At 65.3% G+C, this 20,370-nt stretch carries 14 protein-coding genes and 1 pseudogene; 2 read left to right on the top strand and 13 right to left on the bottom strand.

Translation table 11 applies throughout. The features are described from left to right. Positions 1–2 precede the first annotated feature (2 nt). The 11 genes from AC0L2F_RS06805 to AC0L2F_RS06855 all read right to left on the bottom strand — a co-directional run bounded on the left by AC0L2F_RS06805 (position 3) and on the right by AC0L2F_RS06855 (position 14,244). The gene (locus AC0L2F_RS06805) at positions 3–845 is read right to left on the bottom strand and encodes a phosphatidate cytidylyltransferase (RefSeq protein ID WP_473247916.1); all 843 of its coding nucleotides are present in this window, start codon (positions 843–845) and stop codon (positions 3–5) included. Beyond that, the gene (locus AC0L2F_RS06810; protein WP_007610887.1) at positions 842–1,600 is read right to left on the bottom strand and encodes an isoprenyl transferase; all 759 of its coding nucleotides are present in this window, start codon (positions 1,598–1,600) and stop codon (positions 842–844) included. The genes AC0L2F_RS06805 and AC0L2F_RS06810 overlap by 4 nt, the downstream gene beginning before the upstream one ends. Before the next feature lie 114 nt (positions 1,601–1,714). Then, positions 1,715–2,278: a ribosome recycling factor gene (gene frr / locus AC0L2F_RS06815; protein ID WP_007603628.1), complete on the bottom strand. Its 564-nt coding sequence runs from the start codon at positions 2,276–2,278 to the stop codon at positions 1,715–1,717. Positions 2,279–2,345: 67 nt separating this feature from the next. Further along, complete coding sequence (gene pyrH, locus AC0L2F_RS06820; RefSeq protein ID WP_018455040.1) at positions 2,346–3,062, bottom strand: UMP kinase; 717 nt, start codon at positions 3,060–3,062, stop codon at positions 2,346–2,348. A 60-nt stretch (positions 3,063–3,122) separates the two neighbouring features. Beyond that, positions 3,123–4,046, bottom strand: coding sequence for a translation elongation factor Ts (gene tsf, locus AC0L2F_RS06825; RefSeq protein WP_473247917.1), 924 nt, complete (start codon positions 4,044–4,046; stop codon positions 3,123–3,125). 131 nt (positions 4,047–4,177) lie between these two features. Continuing rightward, a complete protein-coding gene (locus tag AC0L2F_RS06830; protein WP_007610895.1) occupies positions 4,178–5,170 on the bottom strand; it encodes a 30S ribosomal protein S2 in 993 nt (330 codons plus the stop codon). A 221-nt stretch (positions 5,171–5,391) separates the two neighbouring features. Then, positions 5,392–7,911, bottom strand: a complete 2,520-nt coding sequence (locus tag AC0L2F_RS06835) for a caspase family protein (RefSeq protein ID WP_473247918.1) — start codon at positions 7,909–7,911, stop codon at positions 5,392–5,394. 171 nt (positions 7,912–8,082) lie between these two features. Continuing rightward, entirely contained in the window at positions 8,083–8,823 is a 741-nt protein-coding gene (locus AC0L2F_RS06840; RefSeq protein WP_473247919.1) for a carbonic anhydrase, read from the bottom strand. Positions 8,824–8,933: 110 nt separating this feature from the next. Then, positions 8,934–9,452 carry a hypothetical protein gene (locus tag AC0L2F_RS06845; RefSeq protein WP_007610901.1) on the bottom strand — a complete coding sequence of 173 codons (519 nt, stop codon included), beginning with the start codon at positions 9,450–9,452 and terminating at the stop codon, positions 8,934–8,936. Positions 9,453–9,567: 115 nt separating this feature from the next. Further along, entirely contained in the window at positions 9,568–13,071 is a 3,504-nt protein-coding gene (dnaE, locus tag AC0L2F_RS06850; RefSeq protein ID WP_473247920.1) for a DNA polymerase III subunit alpha, read from the bottom strand. A 453-nt stretch (positions 13,072–13,524) separates the two neighbouring features. Beyond that, positions 13,525–14,244: an outer membrane protein gene (locus AC0L2F_RS06855; protein ID WP_007610903.1), complete on the bottom strand. Its 720-nt coding sequence runs from the start codon at positions 14,242–14,244 to the stop codon at positions 13,525–13,527. Positions 14,245–14,494: 250 nt separating this feature from the next. On the opposite strand from AC0L2F_RS06855, the pseudogene AC0L2F_RS06860 reads away from it, so the two are divergent. After that, positions 14,495–14,644 (top strand): annotated as a pseudogene (locus AC0L2F_RS06860) (DUF3551 domain-containing protein); the annotation flags it as partial. Positions 14,645–14,884: 240 nt separating this feature from the next. Further along, positions 14,885–16,204 carry an MFS transporter gene (locus AC0L2F_RS06865; protein ID WP_473247921.1) on the top strand — a complete coding sequence of 440 codons (1,320 nt, stop codon included), beginning with the start codon at positions 14,885–14,887 and terminating at the stop codon, positions 16,202–16,204. 10 nt (positions 16,205–16,214) lie between these two features. On the opposite strand, the gene map is transcribed toward AC0L2F_RS06865, so the two are convergent. Together map and AC0L2F_RS06875 are read right to left on the bottom strand one after the other, a co-directional pair. Then, the gene (gene map, locus AC0L2F_RS06870) at positions 16,215–16,964 is read right to left on the bottom strand and encodes a type I methionyl aminopeptidase (protein WP_473247922.1); all 750 of its coding nucleotides are present in this window, start codon (positions 16,962–16,964) and stop codon (positions 16,215–16,217) included. Between the two features lie 78 nt (positions 16,965–17,042). Continuing rightward, on the bottom strand, positions 17,043–20,192 hold the full coding sequence (locus AC0L2F_RS06875) for a GAF domain-containing protein (RefSeq protein WP_473247923.1): 3,150 nt from the start codon (positions 20,190–20,192) through the stop codon (positions 17,043–17,045). Positions 20,193–20,370 lie beyond the last annotated feature (178 nt).

Below are 20,370 nucleotides of genomic sequence, written 5' to 3' on the forward strand. Positions count from 1 at the left end.
GTTCACCAAACCATAAGACCGCTTCCGGCGCTATGCACACCATGGCGGAGGAAGCCGATAATCCACGCCACCAGGATGGCGGCGACAAAACCGTCCAGACGGTCCAATAGCCCGCCGTGGCCGGGAATTAAGTGACTGGAATCCTTGACATCGAAGCGCCGCTTGACCGCGGATTCGAACAGATCGCCGCAGGCCGACACGACCGAGAGGACCGCGGCGACGAGCAGCAATGGAGCCATCTTTCCGATCCCGCAAGCGGCAAAGCCGGCCGCGACCAAAAGGCTCGCGGCAAAGCCGCCGAGCGCCCCCGACCAGGTCTTCTTCGGGCTCACGCGTGGCCACAGTTTCGGTCCGCCGATGCCACGGCCGGCGAAATAGCCGCCGATATCGGTCGCCCACACCACGAGCAGCACGAACATCAGCGCGGCGAAGCCGTTCACGAGATCCTTCCGCAGCAGGATCGAGGCGAGTAGCGCCGCCGACGCATAGGCAAATCCGGAGGCCGCCCAGACGAACTTGCCCCGCGCGATCACCGTCACGACCGCACCGCCAATCAGGCCGGTGATGATTGCGGTCTTCAGCGCGCCGAAGGCAACGCACAAGCCCATCGTGGCGATGACGATCGTCCCCGTCCCGGTCAGCGCGGTCGAGCCTGCGCCCACCACCATCAGCCATTCCGCGAACAGTCCGATCGACACCAGGGTGACGAGCAGCGCCCACAGCCAGCCGCCGGCATAAGCCAGCGCAATGGCGAGCGGCGCCAGCACCAGCGCCGCGAGGATTCGCATCACGAGATTGCTGGGGGCAGGCTGAGAACCGGCCGGTGCGGAGTCGGGCTCGCTCACGAGGCGGTTTTCGCGACCAGGCCGCCGAAACGGCGCTCGCGCCTGGCGAATTCGGCGATTGCGCCTTCCAGGGCCGCCTTGTCGAAATCGGGCCAGTGAATCGGCACGAAGACGAGCTCGCTATAGGCGGCCTGCCACATCAGGAAGTTGGACAGGCGCTGCTCGCCACTGGTGCGGATGATGAGATCGGGATCGGGAATGTCGGGGGCGTCGAGATGCGCCCCCAATGTCTCGGCATCGATCGTGTCGGGACTGCGCCGGCCCTCGGCGACTTCGCGCGCGAGCTTCTGCGCCGCCTTCGCGATCTCCTGCCGGGAGCCGTAATTGAAGGCGACGACGAGCGTGAGGCGCGTGTTATCGCGCGTCAGTTCCTCCGCCTCGTTGAGAAGTGCGCAGATGTCGCCCTCCAGCCCGTCCCGCTCGCCGATGATGCGTACCTTGACGCCGTCGCGATGCAGGCTCGCCAGATCGTTGCGGATGAAGCGGCGCAACAGGCCGAACAGATCGCCGATCTCGCTCGCCGGACGCGACCAGTTTTCCGAGCTGAAGGAGAAGATGGTGAGATAGCGGATGCCAAGTTCATGCGACGCGCGAACCACGCGGCGCAGGGCCTCCACGCCGCGGCGATGGCCTTCCGCCCGTGGCAAGCCGCGCGCGGCCGCCCAACGTCCGTTGCCATCCATGATGATGGCGACATGCGCAGGCGCATCGGACCGATCTGGTCCTTCCGTTGCGGGCGCGGCGGCGTTGGACATGAGGCTGCCTTAAAGCATGATCCGGACCCGAAGGGCCGCGTTAGCGCAAAGTGCGAAACGGTTTTCCGAAAAGATCATGCACGAACAATAACCTAAAGCGCGATCCACCGCGCTTTAGACGGTAAGGATTTCTTTTTCCTTGGCGGCCAGCAACTGGTCGATCTCGGAGATCGTGCCGTCGGTCGCCTTCTGCACCTCGTCGGCGTGGCGCTTCTGATCGTCCTCGGACATCTCGTGATTCTTCTCGAGCTTCTTGAGAACGTCGAGACCATCGCGGCGGACATGGCGCGCGGCGACCTTGGCGGCTTCCGCGTATTTGTGCGCGACCTTGACGAGCTCCTTGCGACGCTCCTCGTTGAGCTCGGGGATGCGCAGGCGCAGCACCTGGCCTTCGGTCGCCGGCGACAGGCCGAGATTGGAATCGACGATCGCCTTCTCCACCGCCTTGACCATCGACTTGTCCCAGACCTGCACCGAGATCAGGCGCGGCTCCGGCACGCTGACGGTGGCAAGCTGGTTCAGCGGCATGTGGCTGCCATAGGCGTCGACCTGCACCGGATCGAGCATCGAGGCGGAGGCGCGACCGGTGCGCAGGCCGCCAAGTTCGTGCTTGAGCGACTGGATCGCGCCCTGCATGCGGCGCTTGACTTCGTTGAGATCGAAATTATCCGTGGCCATCACGTTTCTCCTTCAAAATCCCGGCGACCTCTCCGCACCCCTTCTCTCAGGGTGCAACGACAAGCCGTCAGCCGGCGACAATGGTTCCGTGGCCGCCGCCACGCAGTACAGCGCCGATCGAACCCGGCTCCGCGATCGAGAACACGATGATAGGCAGCGACGTCTCGCGGGCAAGGGCGAAGGCGGTCGCATCCATCACCTTGTAGCCGCCCTCGATCGCCTGCGAATGCGTCAGCCGGTCGAATCGCGTCGCCGTCGGGTCCTTCTTCGGGTCGGCCGAATAGACGCCATCGACATTGGTCGCCTTCAGCACCGCCTGGGCGCCGATCTCGGCGGCACGCAGCACCGCGGTCGTGTCGGTGGTGAAGAACGGATTACCGGTTCCACCACCCAGCAGCACGATCCGACCCTCAGCGAGGTATTTGTGTGCCGCGGTGCGGGTAAACAGCTCGGAAATCTCGGGCATGACGAAGGCCGACAGCGTGCGCGCAGGCGTGCCCTTGCGCTCGATCGTGGCTTCGAGCGCGAGGCAATTCATCATCGTAGCGAGCATGCCCATGGTGTCGCCGGTCGGGCGCGACACGCCGCGCGAGGAGACCTCGACGCCGCGAAAGAGGTTGCCGCCGCCAATCACGACGGCGACTTCGGTACCGAGATGGCGAGCGGCGATCAGATCGTCGGCGACCCGGTCGATGGTCGGTTGATCGATGCCAAAACCCTGCGGTCCCGCGAGATATTCGCCGGACAGCTTGATCACGACGCGACGATAGACCGGATCAGTCATGAGCACTTTCCTTGTCCGGCCGCCGCTTCCGGCGGCACGCCGGAAGGAACGTTCCGGCGCTTACTTCTTGCCGCTGGCCGCCGCGACCTCGGCCGCGAAGTCGCTTTCCTGCTTCTCGATTCCCTCACCGAGAGCATAGCGCACAAAGCCCGCGATCTTCACCGCGCCGCCGACCTTGCCTTCGACTTCCTTCACCGCTTGCGCCACCGACTTGCCGGTGTCGTGGATGAAGGCCTGCTCCAGCAGGCAGACTTCCTTGTAATAGGTCTTCAGGCCGGACTCGACGATCTTCTCGATCACGTTCTCGGGCTTGCCCTGCTGGCGATATTTGTCGGCGAGCACGTCCTTCTCGCGCTTGACGACCGCCGGATCGAGACCGGACGGATCGAGCGCCAGGGGGTTGGCGGCCGCGACATGCATCGCGATCTGGCGGCCAAGCGTTGCGAGCTCGTCGGCCTTGCCGGGCGATTCCAGTGCCACGATCACGCCCATCTTGCCGGCGCCCTCGACGACCGCGCCATGGACGTAGCTCGACACCACGCCCTGGCTGACCTCGAGCGAAGCTGCGCGGCGCAGCGTCATGTTCTCGCCGATGGTGGCGATCGCGTCATTGATCGCAGTTTCGATCGTGACGTCGCCGACCTTGGCGGCCTTGATCTTCTCGACATCGGCGCCGGCGTTGAATGCGACCTGCGCGATCATCTTGACGAGGCCCTGAAACTGGCCGTTGCGCGCGACGAAATCGGTCTCGGAATTGACCTCGACCACGACGCCCTTGTTGCCCTTGGTGAGCGCGCCGATCAGACCCTCGGCGGCGACGCGGCCCGACTTCTTGGCGGCCTTCGACAGGCCCTTCTTGCGCAGCCAATCCTGCGCCGCTTCCATGTTGCCGTCGTTTTCGGTCAGCGCGGCCTTGCAGTCCATCATGCCTGCGCCGGTCGACTCGCGCAGGTCCTTGACCATCGCAGCTGTGATCGTTGCCATCGTTCAAAATCCTTTTTGCCTGCCGGTTTGCCGCGGCGCGGCCAGATCGCCTCGCCGCGGTCCATCTCAGGAATTCGCGTCAACTGAAATGGTGGCCGGAACTTGTCCGGCCAACCCATCGCTCTTTTTGACTATTCCGCTTCCGCGGTCAGCGCCTTGGCCTTGGCCACCCAGGCGTCCGCGCGGCTCGGCAGGCCGACTTCTTCGCCGATCTTGTGCGCGGTGTCGTGATCGAGCTCGGCCAGCTGCCAGAAGTGGAAGATGCCGAGGTCGTTGAACTTCTTCTCGATCGCGCCCGACACGCCCGGGAGCTTCTTGAGGTCGTCGGAGGTGCCGCGCGGACCGGCGAGGCCCTGGAAGCCGCTCGTGGCGGCGGGCAGCTCTTCTGCGACCGGCCGAACCGAAGCGCCGACGTCGATTCCGGAATCGCCCTGGGCGCGCGAAATGCCGTCAATGGCTGCGCGCGCGATCAGATCGCAATAGAGCGCGATCGCGCGGCCGGCGTCGTCATTTCCCGGCACCACATAGGTGATGCCCTTCGGATCCGAATTGGTGTCGACGATCGCCGCGACCGGGATGTTGAGCCGCTGGGCTTCCTGGATCGCGATGTCTTCCTTGTTGGTGTCGATCACGAAGATCAGGTCGGGCAGACCGCCCATGTCCTTGATGCCGCCGAGCGAGCGGTCGAGCTTGTCGCGCTCGCGCTGAAGCGTCAGGCGCTCCTTCTTGGTGTAGGAGGAGGCATCGCCGCCGGCGAGCACGTCGTCGAGATGACGCAGGCGCTTGATCGAGCCCGAGATCGTCTTCCAGTTGGTCAGCGTGCCGCCGAGCCAGCGCGAATTGACGAAGTACTGAGCGCAGCGCTTGGCCGCGTCGGCAACGCCGTCCTGCGCCTGGCGCTTGGTGCCGACGAACAGGATGCGGCCGCCCTTGGCGACGGTGTCGCTGACCGCCTGCAAGGCGTTGTGCAGCAACGGCACGGTCTGCGCGAGGTCGACGATGTGGATGTTGTTGCGGGCGCCGAAAATGAACGGCGCCATTTTCGGATTCCAGCGGTGAGACTGGTGACCAAAGTGCACGCCGGCTTCGAGGAGCTGACGCATAGTGAAATCGGGTAGTGCCATCGTTCTAGTTCTCCGGTTGGTTCCTCCGGAAGCGTGTGAGCAGGACAGAGCGTTGTCGCCCCGGCTGCCACCGGACGGCCTTGTGAGCCATGCTTCCGTGTGAGATGGCGCGGTGTATAGCGCGATTTCGACCAGAAGCAAGGAAATAAGGGCCTTTCGGGGCGGCTTTCGCCCGCGAGAGCCCCCCTTCCGTAAAGACCACGCTGCGGCCTAGCCCCTGCTTAGCATCTGGGCTGGTTCGGCGGGCACTTCTTTGCCGCCGGCGGCGGAGCCGGAGGACGCGGTGGGGGCGCTGCCGGGCGCGGCGGCGGCGGTGGCGCGACGGCCACCCGGGGCGGCGGAGGTGGCGCCGGCCGGGCGACCGGCGGCGGCGGCGCGGGTCGTGCCATTGGCGGCGGCGCCGGCCGAGCGACCGCCACGGGCGGAGCCACCCGTGCCGGTGGCGGCGGCGCAATACGCGGCGGAGGCGGAGGCGTCGGCCGGGCCACGGCCTGAGGCCGCGGTGGTGGTGCCGACGGCCGGGTAGCCTGGGCGGGAGCAGCGGTCGGCTGATGCTGCGGCCGGATCGGCTCCCGCGCGGCCGCAGGCGGCGGCGTGACCGGTCGTCCAACTGCGCCGGGAGGCGTGCGGGCAGCCGGCGGCGAACCAGCCGGCTCGCGGGTCGCGGACTTGCCATGGTCCCCGGGGCCGGTCCCGGGCGGAGCCTGTGCCACCGGCGGCTTCGGCGGTTGGCCGGGCACAGCGGCCGGGTTTGTCGCCGTGGGCGCAGTCACCGGCGCCGTGGCGGTCGGCGCACCGGGATGGGCTGCCGGCGTGGTGCCGGGAGCAGCAGTTGTCGGCGCTCCAGCAGGCCCTCCCGCAGGCCCTCCCGAATGGGTCGGCGGCGGTGTGCCGGGTGCAGTGGCCGCCGGCAATCCGGGTTTGCCGCCCGGCAGTGGCCCGGCTCCCGCTGGCGGTACGGGCGGACCGCCATGGGTGCCGGGAACCGGGAGCGTATTGGCTTGGGGCAGCTTGGCAGGTGGCGTCGCAGGTGGAGTGGCAGGGGGTGTAGCAAGTGGTGGAGCAGGTGGCGTCCCGGTTGGGACGACCTTGGCCGGCGTCGCCGGAGGCATTCCTGGCCTCGTCGTCGGCTGCATCGTCGCGCTCGGCGGCATCGGCGCCTTGCCCTGCTGAATCAGGGCGGCGCGCTGCACGGCCGCCTGCGGCATGGCTGGACCAGACGGATTGATGCGCCCGGCAATGGCCGGCGTGAGATTGCCCGGTCCGGCACCCGCACCCGCCGGCGGTGCCGGCGGCTGGTTGATCACCGTGTTGATGACCGTCCTGTTATGGATGTTCTGATAGATGATGTTGTTGGGCGGCGGTGCGACATAGACCGGCGGCCTGACGAACACAGGAATCGGCACGAACATCGGCTGCGGCAGCACGAACAGGCCGATCACCGGCATCGGCGGCGACAGCACGACGAAATCCGGTGGCGGCGGCGGCAGATAATAGACCGGCGGCGGCGGTGGCGGCGCGAAGCCAAAATCCGGATCGCTGAAATACAGCACGGGACGGTCGACATAGACCACCTCCTCCGGCGGCGGTGGCAGCACGTCGTAGTCGATCATCGCGAAGCTCGGCGGCGGCTCGGGCGGCGCGGTGAGAATCGCGAGGCGCCGGCGCGCATCCGCCGCATGCGGACCACGCGGATAGCGACGCAGATACGACCAATAGGCTTCCGGCGTGTCGGTGCGATAGGTCCGCCGCCAGGTGATGGCCTCGCGGCGCGCCGCGACGATCACCATCACGCGCTTCGACAGCGGGTCGCCGGGATAGGCGGTGAGAAACTCTTCGTAGGCCGGCAGCGTGTCGCGCGTGAGCGCGGCTGCATAGGCATCCTGCACGCCGAGATCGCGGATCGGCTTGTTGCGCATCGCGGCGACCTGGTCGGGCGTGGCCTGCGGCGGCGGCGCGTCGGGCCCGCGCTCGAAGAACGAGAATTGCGCCGATATCTTCTGCTCGTTCCAGGGCACCTGCGCGCCCTTGCTGGCCTCGTTGACGCGCAGGCGAACGCGATCGAACACCTCAGGCAGCGGCAGGCCGCCGGTGCGGATCATCTCCGCCAGCGACTGAGCATAGATGCCGTAAGGTCCGGGCTCCTCGGGCGCCACCGTGCCGGGCGCGGCGTTGAACGCGATCAGCATGTTGGCCTCGGGCTCGACCAGCGCAAGTCCGCTCGCGATCTGCTGGCCGCCCTCAACGAAGGGCTGCGCGCGCGCGGCGTCGAGCACGACGATGTTGGCCTTCAGCGGAACGGAGGCCAACTGGCGGAGATAGTCGCCGATGCGCAGGCCTTCGGTCGGAATGTCGGTGTCGCGGGTGATGTTCGAATCGACCGGGATGAAGTAGTTCTCACCGGCGAGCTGCACGCCATAGCCGGCGAGATAGACCATCGCGACGGTGCCCGGGCCTGAGGCCTGCGCCTTCTGGATGAAATCGCGAAAGCTCTTGCGCAGCGTGTCGCCGTCGAGATCGCGGGCGCCGACGACGTCGAAGCCCGCCGCCTGCAGCGTCTGCGCGATCAGGCCGGCATCGTTTGCCGTCGTCGCCAGCGGCGACTTGGCATAGGCGCCGTTGCCGACCACGAGCGCGATACGCTTTTCCTGCTGCTGCGCACGCGCCGCATCCGGCGCGCCCGCGGCAAGGACCGCGATCGGCAGGAGAAGGCAAATGAAGGCTCTGAGCGTCCCACGCATGGCTTGCTTGCCCGTTTTGTTGTTGAGGGTGCCGCGACGCATCAGACGCGCGGCCAGCTGAATGGCACTTGAACGAAAGACTTCCAAATAGCGAAGGCTTGGATTGAGGCGGTGGGATGGCCACCCCGCTCCGCCGTCAGCTCCGCGTAAGCGACGCGGCGACGCACCGGTTCAGCCCTGCGCGATCATATCCACCGTTCCTGTCGTGAGCCGATAGATGCCGCCGACGACCTTCAGCTTGCCCTGCTCCACGGCCGCATTGAGGATCGGCGTTGCCGACTTCAGCTTCGCGACGTTGTCGATGACGTTCTGCCGGATCGCCTTGTCGAGAACGTCCCCACCCTGCTGCATCGCAGCCTTGGCAGCGGGCGTGATCGCATCGACCAGCGAGGGAATATGGCCCGGCGGCGGCTTGTTGTCCTTGATCGCCTTCAGCGTCGCATCGACCGCGCCGCAAGCGTCATGGCCGAGCACGAGGATCAGCGGCGTATTCAGCACGGCCACCGCGTATTCCATGCTGGCGATGGTTTCGGTGCCGGCGAAATTTCCTGCGACGCGGCAAACGAACAGATCGCCGCGGCCGGTGTCGAAGGCATATTCCGGCGCGATGCGCGAATCGGCACAGCTCAGCACGGCCGCGAACGGATTCTGTCCGCCGACCAGCGCCTCGCGCTCGTGCTTGAAATCGTGCCGCCGCGACACGCCGTCGACATAGCGCGCATTGCCTTCCGTCAGGCGCTTCAATGATGCGTCGGGCGACAGCACGTTCTGCGGCTTGGGCGGCGCCTTGGTCTCTTTGGCGAACGCTCTGCCGGTCAGGGCGAGGCCGAGCGCCGAGGCACCAAACAACATCGCGGATCGTCGCGACGGCGCGATCATCTCATGTGGGGATTCATTGCACTTGTCGCACATGTCACGTTCCCTCCCGGCGCGATGGACGAACGGCCTCACTGCGATCATAGCCGCAACAATGTGACGACACCACAAATGACGGTGCGGGCTGGGCCGAATTCGCGCGGGGGCTATTGCGCCAACCGAAGCTCTGCGATCGTCGTCCGGGCGGCCGGTTCATCCAAGGGCAGGAAATCCAGCGGCCCCTGATTTTTATAGCCGGACGTCATCGCAAGCGTGAGACCCCACCCCAGCACCCCGGTGCTCGCGTTCGCGATCATGGCGCTCTTGCGCTCACTGAAGCGCGCCACGAAGAACAGGGTCTGGCCGGACTGAGCCGAGAAGTCCACGCGCGTGACGCCGAGCGCCGCTTCCTCTGCTACGAACTGGTGCTGGCCTGCCGGGCGATCGACATAGACGTAGGTCCCGGTCTTCAGGCCCTTGATCGGCGTACCGTCGAGGGAAAATTCCCAGTCCGGATCGCCGATGCCGCCGAAGCCTTTCTCGCGAAACACGACGACGCGGGCCTGCCCGGCTTTCGGCGGACCCAGCTTTCGTACCGTCTCCGAATATCCGAGCCCGCTCCTCGCCGTCTCACAGCCGCACAGCAGTGCTGCAGCCACGAGCAATACCAGCCCACGCAATAGCATCACGCCCCCAGATTTTCCCCGAGTGCATGCTAATCAAAATCAGCGACAGGTTGCAACAGGGCCGCAGCATCACCCCGCGCAAAACATGCAGCCGCCTGCAACACGGTGCGTGTTGCTAGAGCTGCTGCACGTCCACCACGCCGGCGACCGCCTTGATGGCGCCGGCGATCTGCGGCGAGACCTTGAAGCGGCCGGGCAGCTTCATCTCGACCTCGGTCTCGAGGTCGAGCATCATGACCAGCGAGACCTCGCCGTCGCCGTTGGAGCGGGGCGCGATGCCCGGACTGCCGACCTTCGGCGCGGCGCCGTTCGAAGCGGCCATGTCGGGACCGGCGAGACGCTTGGCGATCGATTCCAGCGGCTTGGTATCGCGCACGAAGATGCGCAGGCCCTTCTGCGTCTTGGCCGCGGCCTCGTCCAGCGGTTCGGCGTGGAGCACGCGCGCGCGGACGTCCTCGCCCTGGAGCTCGGCGCCGAGCTGGAGCAGCACCGCGGCGCCCGGCTCCAGCACGTCGCGATATTGCGCGAGGCCTTCGGAGAACAGCACCGCCTCGAAGTGACCCGTGGGATCAGAGAGCCCCATGATGCCCATCTTGTTGCCGGTCTTGGTCCGCCGCTCCATGCGCGACACCACGGTGGCGGCGACCTTGCCGGCGGTGGCGCCGGTCTTCACCGCGCGCGAGAACTCGGCCCAGGACTGCACGCGCAGCCGCTTCAGCACGGTGGCGTAATCGTCGAGCGGATGTCCCGACAGGAAGAAGCCGATCGCGTCATATTCACGGCGCAGCCGCTCCGCCGGCAGCCAGGGCTCGATCTGCGGCAACATGATGGTCGGCGCGTCGGCCGAGCTGCCGAACATGTCGTTCTGGCCGATGGTCGCAGCTTCGTTCGCCCGCTGGCATGCGGCGAGAATCGAGTCGGCACCGGCGAAGACCCGTGCCCTGTTCGGCTCCAGCGTGTCGAACGCGCCCGCGGCGGCGAGGCTTTCGATGATGCGCTTGTTGATCGCGCGCGGCGACACCCGCGCGGCAAAGTCGGCGAGCGAGGTGAACAAGCCGTTCTTGGTCCGCTCCGCGATGATCTGCTCGACGGCCGCGATGCCGACGCCCTTCAGCGCCGCGAGCGCGTAGTAGATGGTCTTGTCGCCGACCTCGAAAGTCGCGCCGGAACGGTTCACGTTGGGCGGCTCGACCTTGATGCCGAGGCGCTGCGCCTCGGCGCGAAATTCGGAGAGCTTGTCGGTATTGTTGAGATCGAGCGTCATCGACGCCGCGATGAACTCCACCGGGTAATGCGCCTTCATGTAGGCGGTGTGGTAGGACACCAGCGCATAGGCCGCCGCGTGGCTCTTGTTGAAGCCGTAGTCGGCGAATTTCGCCAACAGCTCGAAGATCGTATCGGCCTGCCCCTTCGGCACGCCGTTCTTCACGGCACCGGCGACGAAGATCTCGCGCTGCTTCTCCATCTCGGCGCGGATCTTCTTGCCCATGGCGCGGCGCAGCAGGTCGGCGTCGCCGAGCGAATAGCCCGACATCACCTGCGCGATCTGCATCACCTGTTCCTGGTAGATGATGACGCCGAAGGTCTCCTTGAGAATCGGCTCCAGCACGGGGTGGAGATATTCCGGCTCCTCGTCGCCGTGCTTGCGCGCGCAATAGGTCGGGATGTTCGCCATCGGACCCGGTCGATAGAGCGCGACCAGCGCAATGATGTCCTCGAAACGGTCGGGGCGCATGTCGACCAGCGCGCGCCGCATGCCCTGGCTTTCAACCTGGAACACGCCGACCACCTCGCCGCGCGCCAGCATCTGGTAGCTTTCGGCATCGTCGATCGGCAGCGTGGCGAGATCCACATGGATGTCGCGCGGCTTGAGCAGTTTGCACGCGACGTCGAGCACGGTCAGCGTCTTCAGGCCGAGGAAGTCGAACTTCACTAGGCCCGCGGGCTCGACCCATTTCATGTTGAACTGGGTCACCGGCATGTCGGATTTGGGGTCGCGATACATCGGCACGAGTTCGCTCAGCGGCCGATCGCCGATCACGATGCCGGCCGCGTGCGTCGAGGCGTGACGGGTCAGGCCTTCGAGGCGCTGTGCGATGTCGAAGGCGCGCGCCACCACCGGGTCCTCGTCGCGGAACGCCTGGAGCTTCGGCTCGCTCTCGATCGCGGCCGCAAGCGTCACCGGAGCGGCCGGATTCTGCGGCACGAGTTTTGTGAGCTTGTCGACCTGGCCATAGGGCATCTGCAGCACGCGGCCGACGTCGCGGAGCACGCCGCGGGCCTGTAGCGTACCGAACGTGATGATCTGCGCGACCTGATCGCGACCGTAGCGGTCCTGGACGTACTTGATCACCTCGCCGCGGCGGTCCTGGCAGAAGTCGATGTCGAAGTCCGGCATCGAGACGCGTTCCGGATTGAGGAAGCGCTCGAACAGCAGGCCGAACTTGATCGGATCGAGGTCGGTGATGGTCAGCGCCCACGCAACCAGCGAGCCTGCGCCGGAGCCGCGACCCGGCCCGACCGGGATGCCCTGGCCCTTCGCCCATTTGATGAAGTCGGAGACGATCAGAAAGTAGCCCGCGTATTTCATGCGCATGATGACGTCGAGCTCGAACGCAAGCCGCGCGCTGTAATCTTCTTCCGTCGTGCCTTGCGACAGTCCGTGCACGCGTAGGCGGTTGGCGAGCCCCTCCTCCGCCTGCCGCTTCAATTCGGCCGCCTCGACCGCGGCGGCATCGGAGCTTGCGGCAGCGCCGACCGTGAAGAACGGCAGGATCGGCTTGCGCGTCATCGGCCGGAACGAGCAGCGCTCGGCGATCTCGACCGTCGAGGCCAGCGCCTCCGGAATGTCGGCGAACAGCACTGCCATCTCGGCGCGGGTCTTGAAGCGGTGATCGGGCGTGAGCTGCTCGCGCTCGGTCTCCGCGATCAGCCGCCCGCCGGCGATGCAGAGCAGCGCATCATGGGCTTCGTAATCGTCGGTCGCGGCGAAATACGGCTCGTTGGTCGCAACCAGCGGCAGGCCCTTGGTGTAGGCGATGTCGATCAGGTGGCTTTCGACCCGCCGCTCCTTGTCGGTGTTGTGGCGTTGCAATTCGATGTAGAGGCGGTCCCCGAACAGGCTGGCGAGACGCTCGCAGCGCGCCGCCGCGAGCTCGGTATAGCCGCCGGCAAGCGCCAGCGAGATCGGCCCGTCCGGACCGCCCGTCAGCGCGATCAGGCCTTCGGTCTCGCCTTCGAGCCAGTCGAACTTGATGTGGGGAGCATGAGTGTCGGGCGTCTCCAGGAACGCGCGCGAGTTCAGCCGCATCAGGCTGCGGTAGCCACGCTCCTGCGCGGCCAGCAGCACCACGCGCGAGGGCAGAAGCACGTTGCGCGCATTGGGATCCTGGTCGCCGAACTCGATCGCGATCTCGCAACCCACGATCGGCTGGATGCCGGAGCCCGCCATCTTGTCGGAGAACTCCAGCGCGCCGAACATGTTGTCGGTGTCGGTCAGCGCCAGCGCCGGCTGATGGTCTTTCTTGGCTAGCTCGGCGAGCTTGGCGATCTTGATCGAGCCCTTGAGCAGCGAATAGGCCGAGTGAACGTGAAGGTGGACAAATCCGGCGCTCGGCATGGTCGCGTGACGGCCTCTTGCAGCTGAGATGGAGCGGTCACCGGCACCGGAGGCATCCTGCACTCGCCCGGCCGACTCGCCTCACGATGGTGGGGCGTCATGGTGCCAGAGTCCACGCCGGAACGGCCGATCGGCCGCGTCGTCCTGCTTTTCCCCAACCTGGTCCGCCCCTAGAGCTGCGGGAGCACCTGGGCCCAGATCGCGATCATCCCGACAAACAGCGCGATCGACGCCAACGCGGCGGCTTCTTCGACGAAAATCCTGAACATGGCTTGCTCCATGGCGAGAACGTATGAAGAACATTGTTCTCATTTCGTTCTCTTGAGTCAAGCTATCTTTACCAACTCCAAACAGAATGGTTAACCCTCTGAATGTGAACAACAAAAAGCCCCGGCCGATGGCCGGGGCTTTCGCCGACCGCTCGAAGTCGAGCGATCGATAGCAGTCTTTTACTCAGTAGCGGCCGAGGCTCGGGCCACCGAACTTGTAGTTCAGGCGGACGAGACCCATGTCGACGTCCTGACGGATGCGATCGGTCGAAGGCACCAGCGCGAAGGTGACGTTCTTGTCCTGCAGGAACAAGTGGTTGTACTCGACGCCAACCGACCAGTTCGGGGCGAAACCGTACTCGAGGCCGGCACCGATCGTGCCACCCCAGCGGGTCTGATCGTTCGAGGACAGCAGTGCGCCGCCCGTGGTCGAGACTTCATACTTGCCGCCGACGACAGCCGCACCGCCCTTGGCGTAAATGAGGACGTTGTTCCAGGCGTAGCCGATCTGACCGGTGATCAGACCGAACGAGTCGATCTTGGAACGGTTGCGGGTCGCGAACAGCGCGCTGACGTTGTCGCCCGAGAAGTCAGCCCAGTTGCCCTGACCTTCGATACCGAACACCCACTGGCCCGACTGCATGCGATAGCCGATCTGGCCACCGACCGTGCCGCCGGTCGCATCGTGCGAACCCTCGCGGCCACCGCCGACGAGATCCCAGGTCGAATGGGCGGAACCGCCGCCGCCGTTGATACCGATGTAGAAGCCGCTCCAGTCGTAGATCGCGGCGACCATCGCCGGCGCCTTGGTGTAAGGCCGCGCAGCGAGGTCAGCAGCCACCGCCGGTGCAGCCGCGCCGAGCGCGACAAGGCTCACAGCAGCAAGCAACAGATTCTTGTTCATTTGATTCCCGTTCCAGTTTCGTCGTTAGGCCCCCGGGCCGTGGCGTCGTCATAGCAGCGCTCGACGGAATTGCTGTAACCTCGACGCCACAGTTCGCGCCAAAGGGTCGCGCTTCATTAATGAAGATTTACCGTGCGCGCTGGAAACCCTTTGAAACAAGTGGTTTCACGAGTTCCGATATCGCCTACACGACATACACAGCACGCGCGCGTGACAACGTCGCGCGCACGTTCGCGTGATTGGACAACGAATGCGGAGACGAATTGCTCCCATTGTCGCCACATTTTCGCTCGCCCTCGCCACATTTACGCTCACGCTCGGCGCAAGCGCGCCGGCGCGCGCGTTCGGGACCTATCATCCTTTCTGCGTTACCGGCGATGAATGGCCGGGGCTGAGCAATTCACCGCGCTATTTGCTGCGTTGAGATGCGCCGCGCTCGTCCAATTGAAGCGGACGAGCAAACCAAGAAGCCCGGTGTTCGCGTCGTGCTCACAAATCGGGACGCTGATATGCGGCCTGCCTTGCGTTGAGCGTCCAGTGTTGACGCCGACCGATCCGGGTTTAACTAGGACGGAGAAATCTTGCAGGGGCGGCGACGTTCGCTGGGCTGGTTCCCGTTGACGCCACCATTGCAGGACATATGACGACATCGAAGCAAGCGACCTCGCCGCGCGCGACCGCCGCCTCCGCGCCCCCTCATCTCGCCATCGTCCTGTTCTCGCTCGCGATGGGCGGCTTTGCGATCGGGACCACCGAATTCGCGTCGATGAGCCTGTTGCCGTTTTTCGCGGCCGATCTCGGGGTCGACGAACCGACGGCGGGGCACGCGATCAGCGCCTACGCCCTCGGCGTCGTGCTGGGCGCGCCGCTGATCGCCGTGCTCGGCGCACGGTCGGCGCGGCGCGCGCAGCTTTTGGTTCTGATGGCCGTGTTCGCGCTCGGCAACACCCTCACCGCGCTGGCGCCGGGCTTTGGCTCGATGATCGCGGCGCGTTTTCTCTCGGGATTGCCGCATGGCGCCTATTTCGGCATCGCCGCGCTGGTCGCGGCCTCGCTGGTCCCTCAACATCGTCGCTCGCAGGCGATCGGCCAGGTGATGCTCGGCTTGACCGGCGCCACCATCGTCGGTGTGCCTCTGGCCAATCTGATTGGGCAGGCGATCGGCTGGCGCGCGAGCTTCGGCCTCGTGTCGGTGCTGGCCTTGCTCACGGTGCTGCTGTGCGCCCTGTTCGCGCCGCGCGACCAGGCTGGCCGGTCCGATCCCCTGCGAGAGCTCGGAGCGTTGCGAAGCGGCCGCGTCTGGATCACGCTGGCGATCGGCGCCATCGGCTTCGGCGGCATGTTCGCCGTCTACACTTATCTCGCGACGACGCTGATCGAGGTGACCAAGGTCAGCCCGGCGGTCATTCCGTTTTTTCTGGCCGTGTTCGGCATCGGCGCCACGCTCGGCAATCTGGTCGTGCCACGCTTTGCCGACCGCGCGCTGATGCCGACGGCGGGTTGCATCCTGCTGTTCTCGGCGGTCGCGCTCTCCGTGTTTCCGCTCGCCGCCGGCAATCCCTGGGCACTGGCGGCAGACGTCTTCGCGATCGGCGCCAGCGTCTCGCTCGGCGCCATCCTCCAGACGCGCCTGATGGACGTCGCGGGAGACGCGCAGGCGCTCGCCGCCGCACTCAACCATTCGGCGTTCAACACAGCCAATGCGCTCGGCCCGTTCCTCGGCGGTCTCGCCATTCGCGAGGGGCTGGGGTGGACCTCCACCGGTCCCGTCGGCGCCGCGCTGGCAGTTCTGGGTTTCCTGATCTGGATTGTCGCCTATCGCGACGCCAAATCTGTTCCGGTCGATATCAGCTCGGGACGCAAGACCGCCTCACCCGAGACTCCTCCGGCGAGACGTGCACCGCCGCTGGCGCCGGACGATCGAAGCCGTTCGGATGCTGCGCGAGATCCGGTGGCTTGAGGACGCCTCCTTAACCAGCCATCGTCACGATCAACGGTCCGCTTCGCGTGGCGATCACAGTGTGCTCGTATTGAACGGTCGGCGCCTCGGGGCTGCTGTAGAGCGTCCACGGATCATCGCCATCCTGTGCCCATTCGGCGCCAAGGGACAGGAACGGCTCGACGGTGAACACGAGGCCTTCGCTCATGACGCGGCGTTCGGAGCGGTCGGGCCACGTTGCGATCTCCGTCGGCTCCTCGTGGAGCGACAGGCCGACGCCGTGACTGGCAAGATTCCTGACCAGGCTGTAACCGTTCTTCCGCGCAAAGGTCCCGATGGCCTGACCGATACCGGCGATCGGTTTGCCGGCTCCGACCTGCTGCAGGCCCGTCCACATCGCGCGCCGGCCATCCCTGCAAAGACGTTCGACCGCTCGCGTTGCGGGTGGAACGGCGAACGAGGCTCCCGTATCCGCAAAGAAGCCGTTCTTCTCGGCCGACACGTCGATGTTCACGAGGTCCCCACGCGCGATCCGCCGATCGCCCGGGATGCCATGAGCGATCTCCTCGTTCACGCTGATGCAGGTTGCGCCCGGAAAGTCGTAGGCCAGCTCCGGCGCCGAACGTGCGCCGGCAGCCTCCAGCAGCGTTCGCCCGATCCGGTCGAGCTCGGAGGTGGTCATGCCCGGCTCGAGCGCCTTCCCCATTGCCTCCAGGGTATTGGCGACGATGCGCCCGATCTCTGTCAGGCGCGCGAGGTCGTTGTCGTCCGAGATTGTCATGTCATGCTCTTCCGAAAGCCGGGACATAGCCCTTGTGAAGCCGGCTGGCAAACGGAAGAGATCGTTTCCAAAACGCGTTCAGATCTCGTCGAGCAAAATGCGGACTTTGGCAGCCAGGTCATCGATAGCGAAGGGCTTCGGAAGCAGATGCTTGCCGGCATCGAGCACGCCATTGTGAACGATTGCATTGCGCGTGTAGCCGGTGGTGAACAGCACTTTCAGCGCCGGGTACCGTCTCGACAGCTCGGCCGCCAGCTCGGCGCCCGTCATGTCGGGCATGACGACATCCGTGAACAGCAGATCTGGAACGAAGCCATTCTCGATCGTCCTGATCGCCTCTTTGGCGCTGGCTGCCTCGATGACGGTGTAGCCAAGTTCGCGCAGGCTTTCCGAAGACATGCTGCGGACGCGCTCGTCGTCCTCCACGACGAGAATGGTTTCATTCTGATGGCTTGCACCGGCGGCTATCTCTTCCTGCGACAGATCTGAGCCCGCCTCCTCGCCAGCGAAGCGTGGAAGGTAGATCTTCACGGTCGTGCCGACATCGACTTCCGAGTCGATTTTGACATGGCCGCCCGACTGCCGCACGAAACCGTAGACCTGGCTGAGGCCGAGGCCTGTCCCCTTGCCCACGACCTTGGTCGTGAAAAACGGATCGAACACCTTGCCCAGCACATCGGACTGAATTCCCGTGCCGTTGTCCGTCACGGCCACGAGAACGTACTGCCCGGGTGCGAGTGCGTACTCGCGAGCATACATTAGATCGATCGAGGCATTGCTGGTTTCTATCGTCAGCCTGCCGCCCTTTGGCATGGCATCGCGCGCATTGACCGCGAGATTGATCATGGCGCTTTCGAGCTGGGCCGGGTCTGCCTTGACCCGCCAGAGGCCAGCCGCCAGGACCGTCTCGAGGCGGATAAGCTCGCCAAGCGATCTCTCGAGCAGTTCGCTCATCCCGCCGACCATCTTGTTGATGTCCACGATTTCAGGCGCGAGCGGCTGTTGGCGCGAGAACGCGAGCAGCCGCTGCGTCAACGTGGCTGCGCGATTTGCACCGTCGATCGCGCCCTCGATGAAGCGGTCTATGCTGACCTCTCCCCTGCCGAGCCGCCGCTTGGCAAGATTCAGGCTGCCGAGAATTACGGCGAGCATATTGTTGAAGTCGTGGGCAATGCCTCCGGTCAATTGCCCGACGGCTTCCATCTTCTGGGATTGCCGCAATTGCTCTTCGGCTTTCATGCGCTCGGCAATTTCGTCGGCAACACGTTGCTCCAATCCGGCATTGAGCGCCTCGAGCCGGGTCAAGAGCTGGGCGTTGTCGATGGCGGTGGCGGCATGGCCCGCAATACCAAGCAAGGCGGCCTCATGCTCGGCCTGGAATTTGCCCGTCTCGGCGTGGCCGAAGAAAAGTCCGCCGAGGACTTCGCCGGTTCGCGAGATCACAGGGACCGCCAGGTAGGATCGGACCGGAAGATGGCCCTCGGGCATGCCTTTCCGCGGCGCGTTCTTGCCATAGCGGGGGTCCTGCAGGATGTCGTCGGACCTCACCACGCCGGAGCCCTGGAAGGTCGGGCCAAAGACGGCAGTGTTGCGCGGCATCGGAAAGTTTTCAAACGCGGATCGCGGCGCACCCGACAGCGAATACAGCATGTAGCTGCCGCCATCCGCTGCCAGAACGTTGTAGAAAAAAGCGCCGAATTGAGCACCCGTGAGCCCGACGCCGGCATCCGTCACGATCTGGACGATCTTCTCGAGGTCGCGTTCGCGAGAGACCGAAGCCCCGGTATCATTCAGTAGTCTAAGATGACGCTCGGTTTTCTTTTGCGCAGTGATATCCAGAACCGTTCCGATGAACCGAACAGCCTGGCCGTTGGCAAAGATGGCTTGACCGGTCGCGGCGATCCAGCGTTCGACCCCGTCCTCGATGCCGATGGTTCGGTATTCCATATTGTAGGTCGTCGGCGCGTGCGGCGTCAGGGCTGCGGACACGGCCTCGTGGGCGCGCTGCCTGTCCTCGGGATGGAGGCCCTTCAGGAACGACCCTTCATAGCTGACTTCGGCGTCCGGCCGTAGACCGAACACCTCCCTGCAGCGGCTATCCCATCGAAGAACGTTGTTCACAGGGTCGTAGTCCCAGGTGCCGATACCAGCCGCCTTGTTCGCAAGCGTCAGTCGTTCGGCAGCCTCCCGCGCTGCCTGTTCCGATCGAACGCGCTCGATGTGGGCCCACGATCGCTCGGTCACTTCGGTGAGCAGGGCGAGTTCGCGCGGCGTCCACCGGTGCGGGCCGCGGTGATGAATCGCCATCAAGGCGGTCAGTCGCCCTTCTTTCACCAAGGGCATGCAAATCGTCGAACCGATCCCGATGTTCTGGAAAGTGGCGGCTTCGTCCGGCGCAATCTCCCTCAAATTGTCATTGATGATGAGCGGCCTGCCCGCGCCCAACTCTCGCACCGCCTTCTTGCCGAAGTCCGCCAGACTGTAGTGACCGAGGATATGCATTGCGCCGGGCGCGGCCCAATCGCCGCGTATCGTGAAGCCGTCCTGGTCCGGGTCCATGTCGGCATAGGCGCAGTTCGAGACGCCAAGATGCTCGCCGACCATTTTGGTCGTGACCGCCATCACGCCGTCGGCATCGCGCGTCCTGGCCGTCTCCTTGTTGAGTGCGTCCAGGAAAACAAGCCGGGCTTCGTTCTCCCGCACAGCCGTCTCCGCACGGCGGCGCTCTACCGCCGTGCGCGTCCGCTCGGCAACGTCGCGAATAAGCTCCAGCTCTTCAGAGCTCCATTCGCGCGGCCCGGCATTGTTCAAATACAGCAGCGCCACGACCCCATCGGGCTCCGAGATCGGCATGTTGACGAGCGCGCGCGCAGAGATCGCCGCAAGGGCCTCGGCACGATCGCCGACGCGAGGGTCTTTTTCCGCATCGGCACAGATGACGGTCTCGCCTCGCTTGAGATCTTCGATGTAGCTGCCATAGTCGCGGAAGCGCAGCACGCCTGCGAGGCTCAGGATGCCCGGTGCGTTCCAGTCGCGGACAATGGTGATGGTCTCGGCTGAGGTGTCGACGGTGCCATAGCCCGCCCGGCTGACGTTGAGGCTGCGGCCGAGCAGCTCTGCCGCAGCATAGGCGAGATCGTCGGGATTGCTGATCTCTCGGATGTAGTCGCCGAGTGTGGCTAAGACGGAATTGCGATCGGCCGAGCGGACCCCGGTCGCTGTCGTCATTGGTCTTCCCCTGCCACTTTCCCAGCTCCACGATGAGCTAGCTGCTTGCTCGTCCCGCTGCTGTTCGCTTCGACCACAGGTAGCCCGCCTGAACTTCGAGTGATGCAGGCGGGTCGCGCGAATTGTCTGCGCGATAACCGCATGATGGCATTTAGGTTCCCGCCATCACCCATAGTGG

It is taken from the genome of Bradyrhizobium sp. Ken64 (genome assembly GCF_055807555.1).

Excerpts from the sequence above, each read along its gene's own strand:
- map (WP_473247922.1), bottom strand. The coding sequence starts at position 16,964 with ATGACAATCTCGGACGACAACGACCTCGCGCGCCTGACAGAGATCGGG.
- dnaE (WP_473247920.1), bottom strand. The coding sequence starts at position 13,071 with ATGCCGAGCGCCGGATTTGTCCACCTTCACGTTCACTCGGCCTATTCG.
- AC0L2F_RS06810 (WP_007610887.1), bottom strand. The coding sequence starts at position 1,600 with ATGTCCAACGCCGCCGCGCCCGCAACGGAAGGACCAGATCGGTCCGAT.
- pyrH (WP_018455040.1), bottom strand. The coding sequence starts at position 3,062 with ATGACTGATCCGGTCTATCGTCGCGTCGTGATCAAGCTGTCCGGCGAA.
- AC0L2F_RS06835 (WP_473247918.1), bottom strand. The coding sequence starts at position 7,911 with ATGCGTGGGACGCTCAGAGCCTTCATTTGCCTTCTCCTGCCGATCGCG.
- frr (WP_007603628.1), bottom strand. The coding sequence starts at position 2,278 with ATGGCCACGGATAATTTCGATCTCAACGAAGTCAAGCGCCGCATGCAG.
- AC0L2F_RS06865 (WP_473247921.1), top strand. The coding sequence starts at position 14,885 with ATGACGACATCGAAGCAAGCGACCTCGCCGCGCGCGACCGCCGCCTCC.
- AC0L2F_RS06840 (WP_473247919.1), bottom strand. The coding sequence starts at position 8,823 with ATGTGCGACAAGTGCAATGAATCCCCACATGAGATGATCGCGCCGTCG.
- AC0L2F_RS06875 (WP_473247923.1), bottom strand. The coding sequence starts at position 20,192 with ATGACGACAGCGACCGGGGTCCGCTCGGCCGATCGCAATTCCGTCTTA.
- tsf (WP_473247917.1), bottom strand. The coding sequence starts at position 4,046 with ATGGCAACGATCACAGCTGCGATGGTCAAGGACCTGCGCGAGTCGACC.
- AC0L2F_RS06830 (WP_007610895.1), bottom strand. The coding sequence starts at position 5,170 with ATGGCACTACCCGATTTCACTATGCGTCAGCTCCTCGAAGCCGGCGTG.
- AC0L2F_RS06845 (WP_007610901.1), bottom strand. The coding sequence starts at position 9,452 with ATGCTATTGCGTGGGCTGGTATTGCTCGTGGCTGCAGCACTGCTGTGC.
- AC0L2F_RS06855 (WP_007610903.1), bottom strand. The coding sequence starts at position 14,244 with ATGAACAAGAATCTGTTGCTTGCTGCTGTGAGCCTTGTCGCGCTCGGC.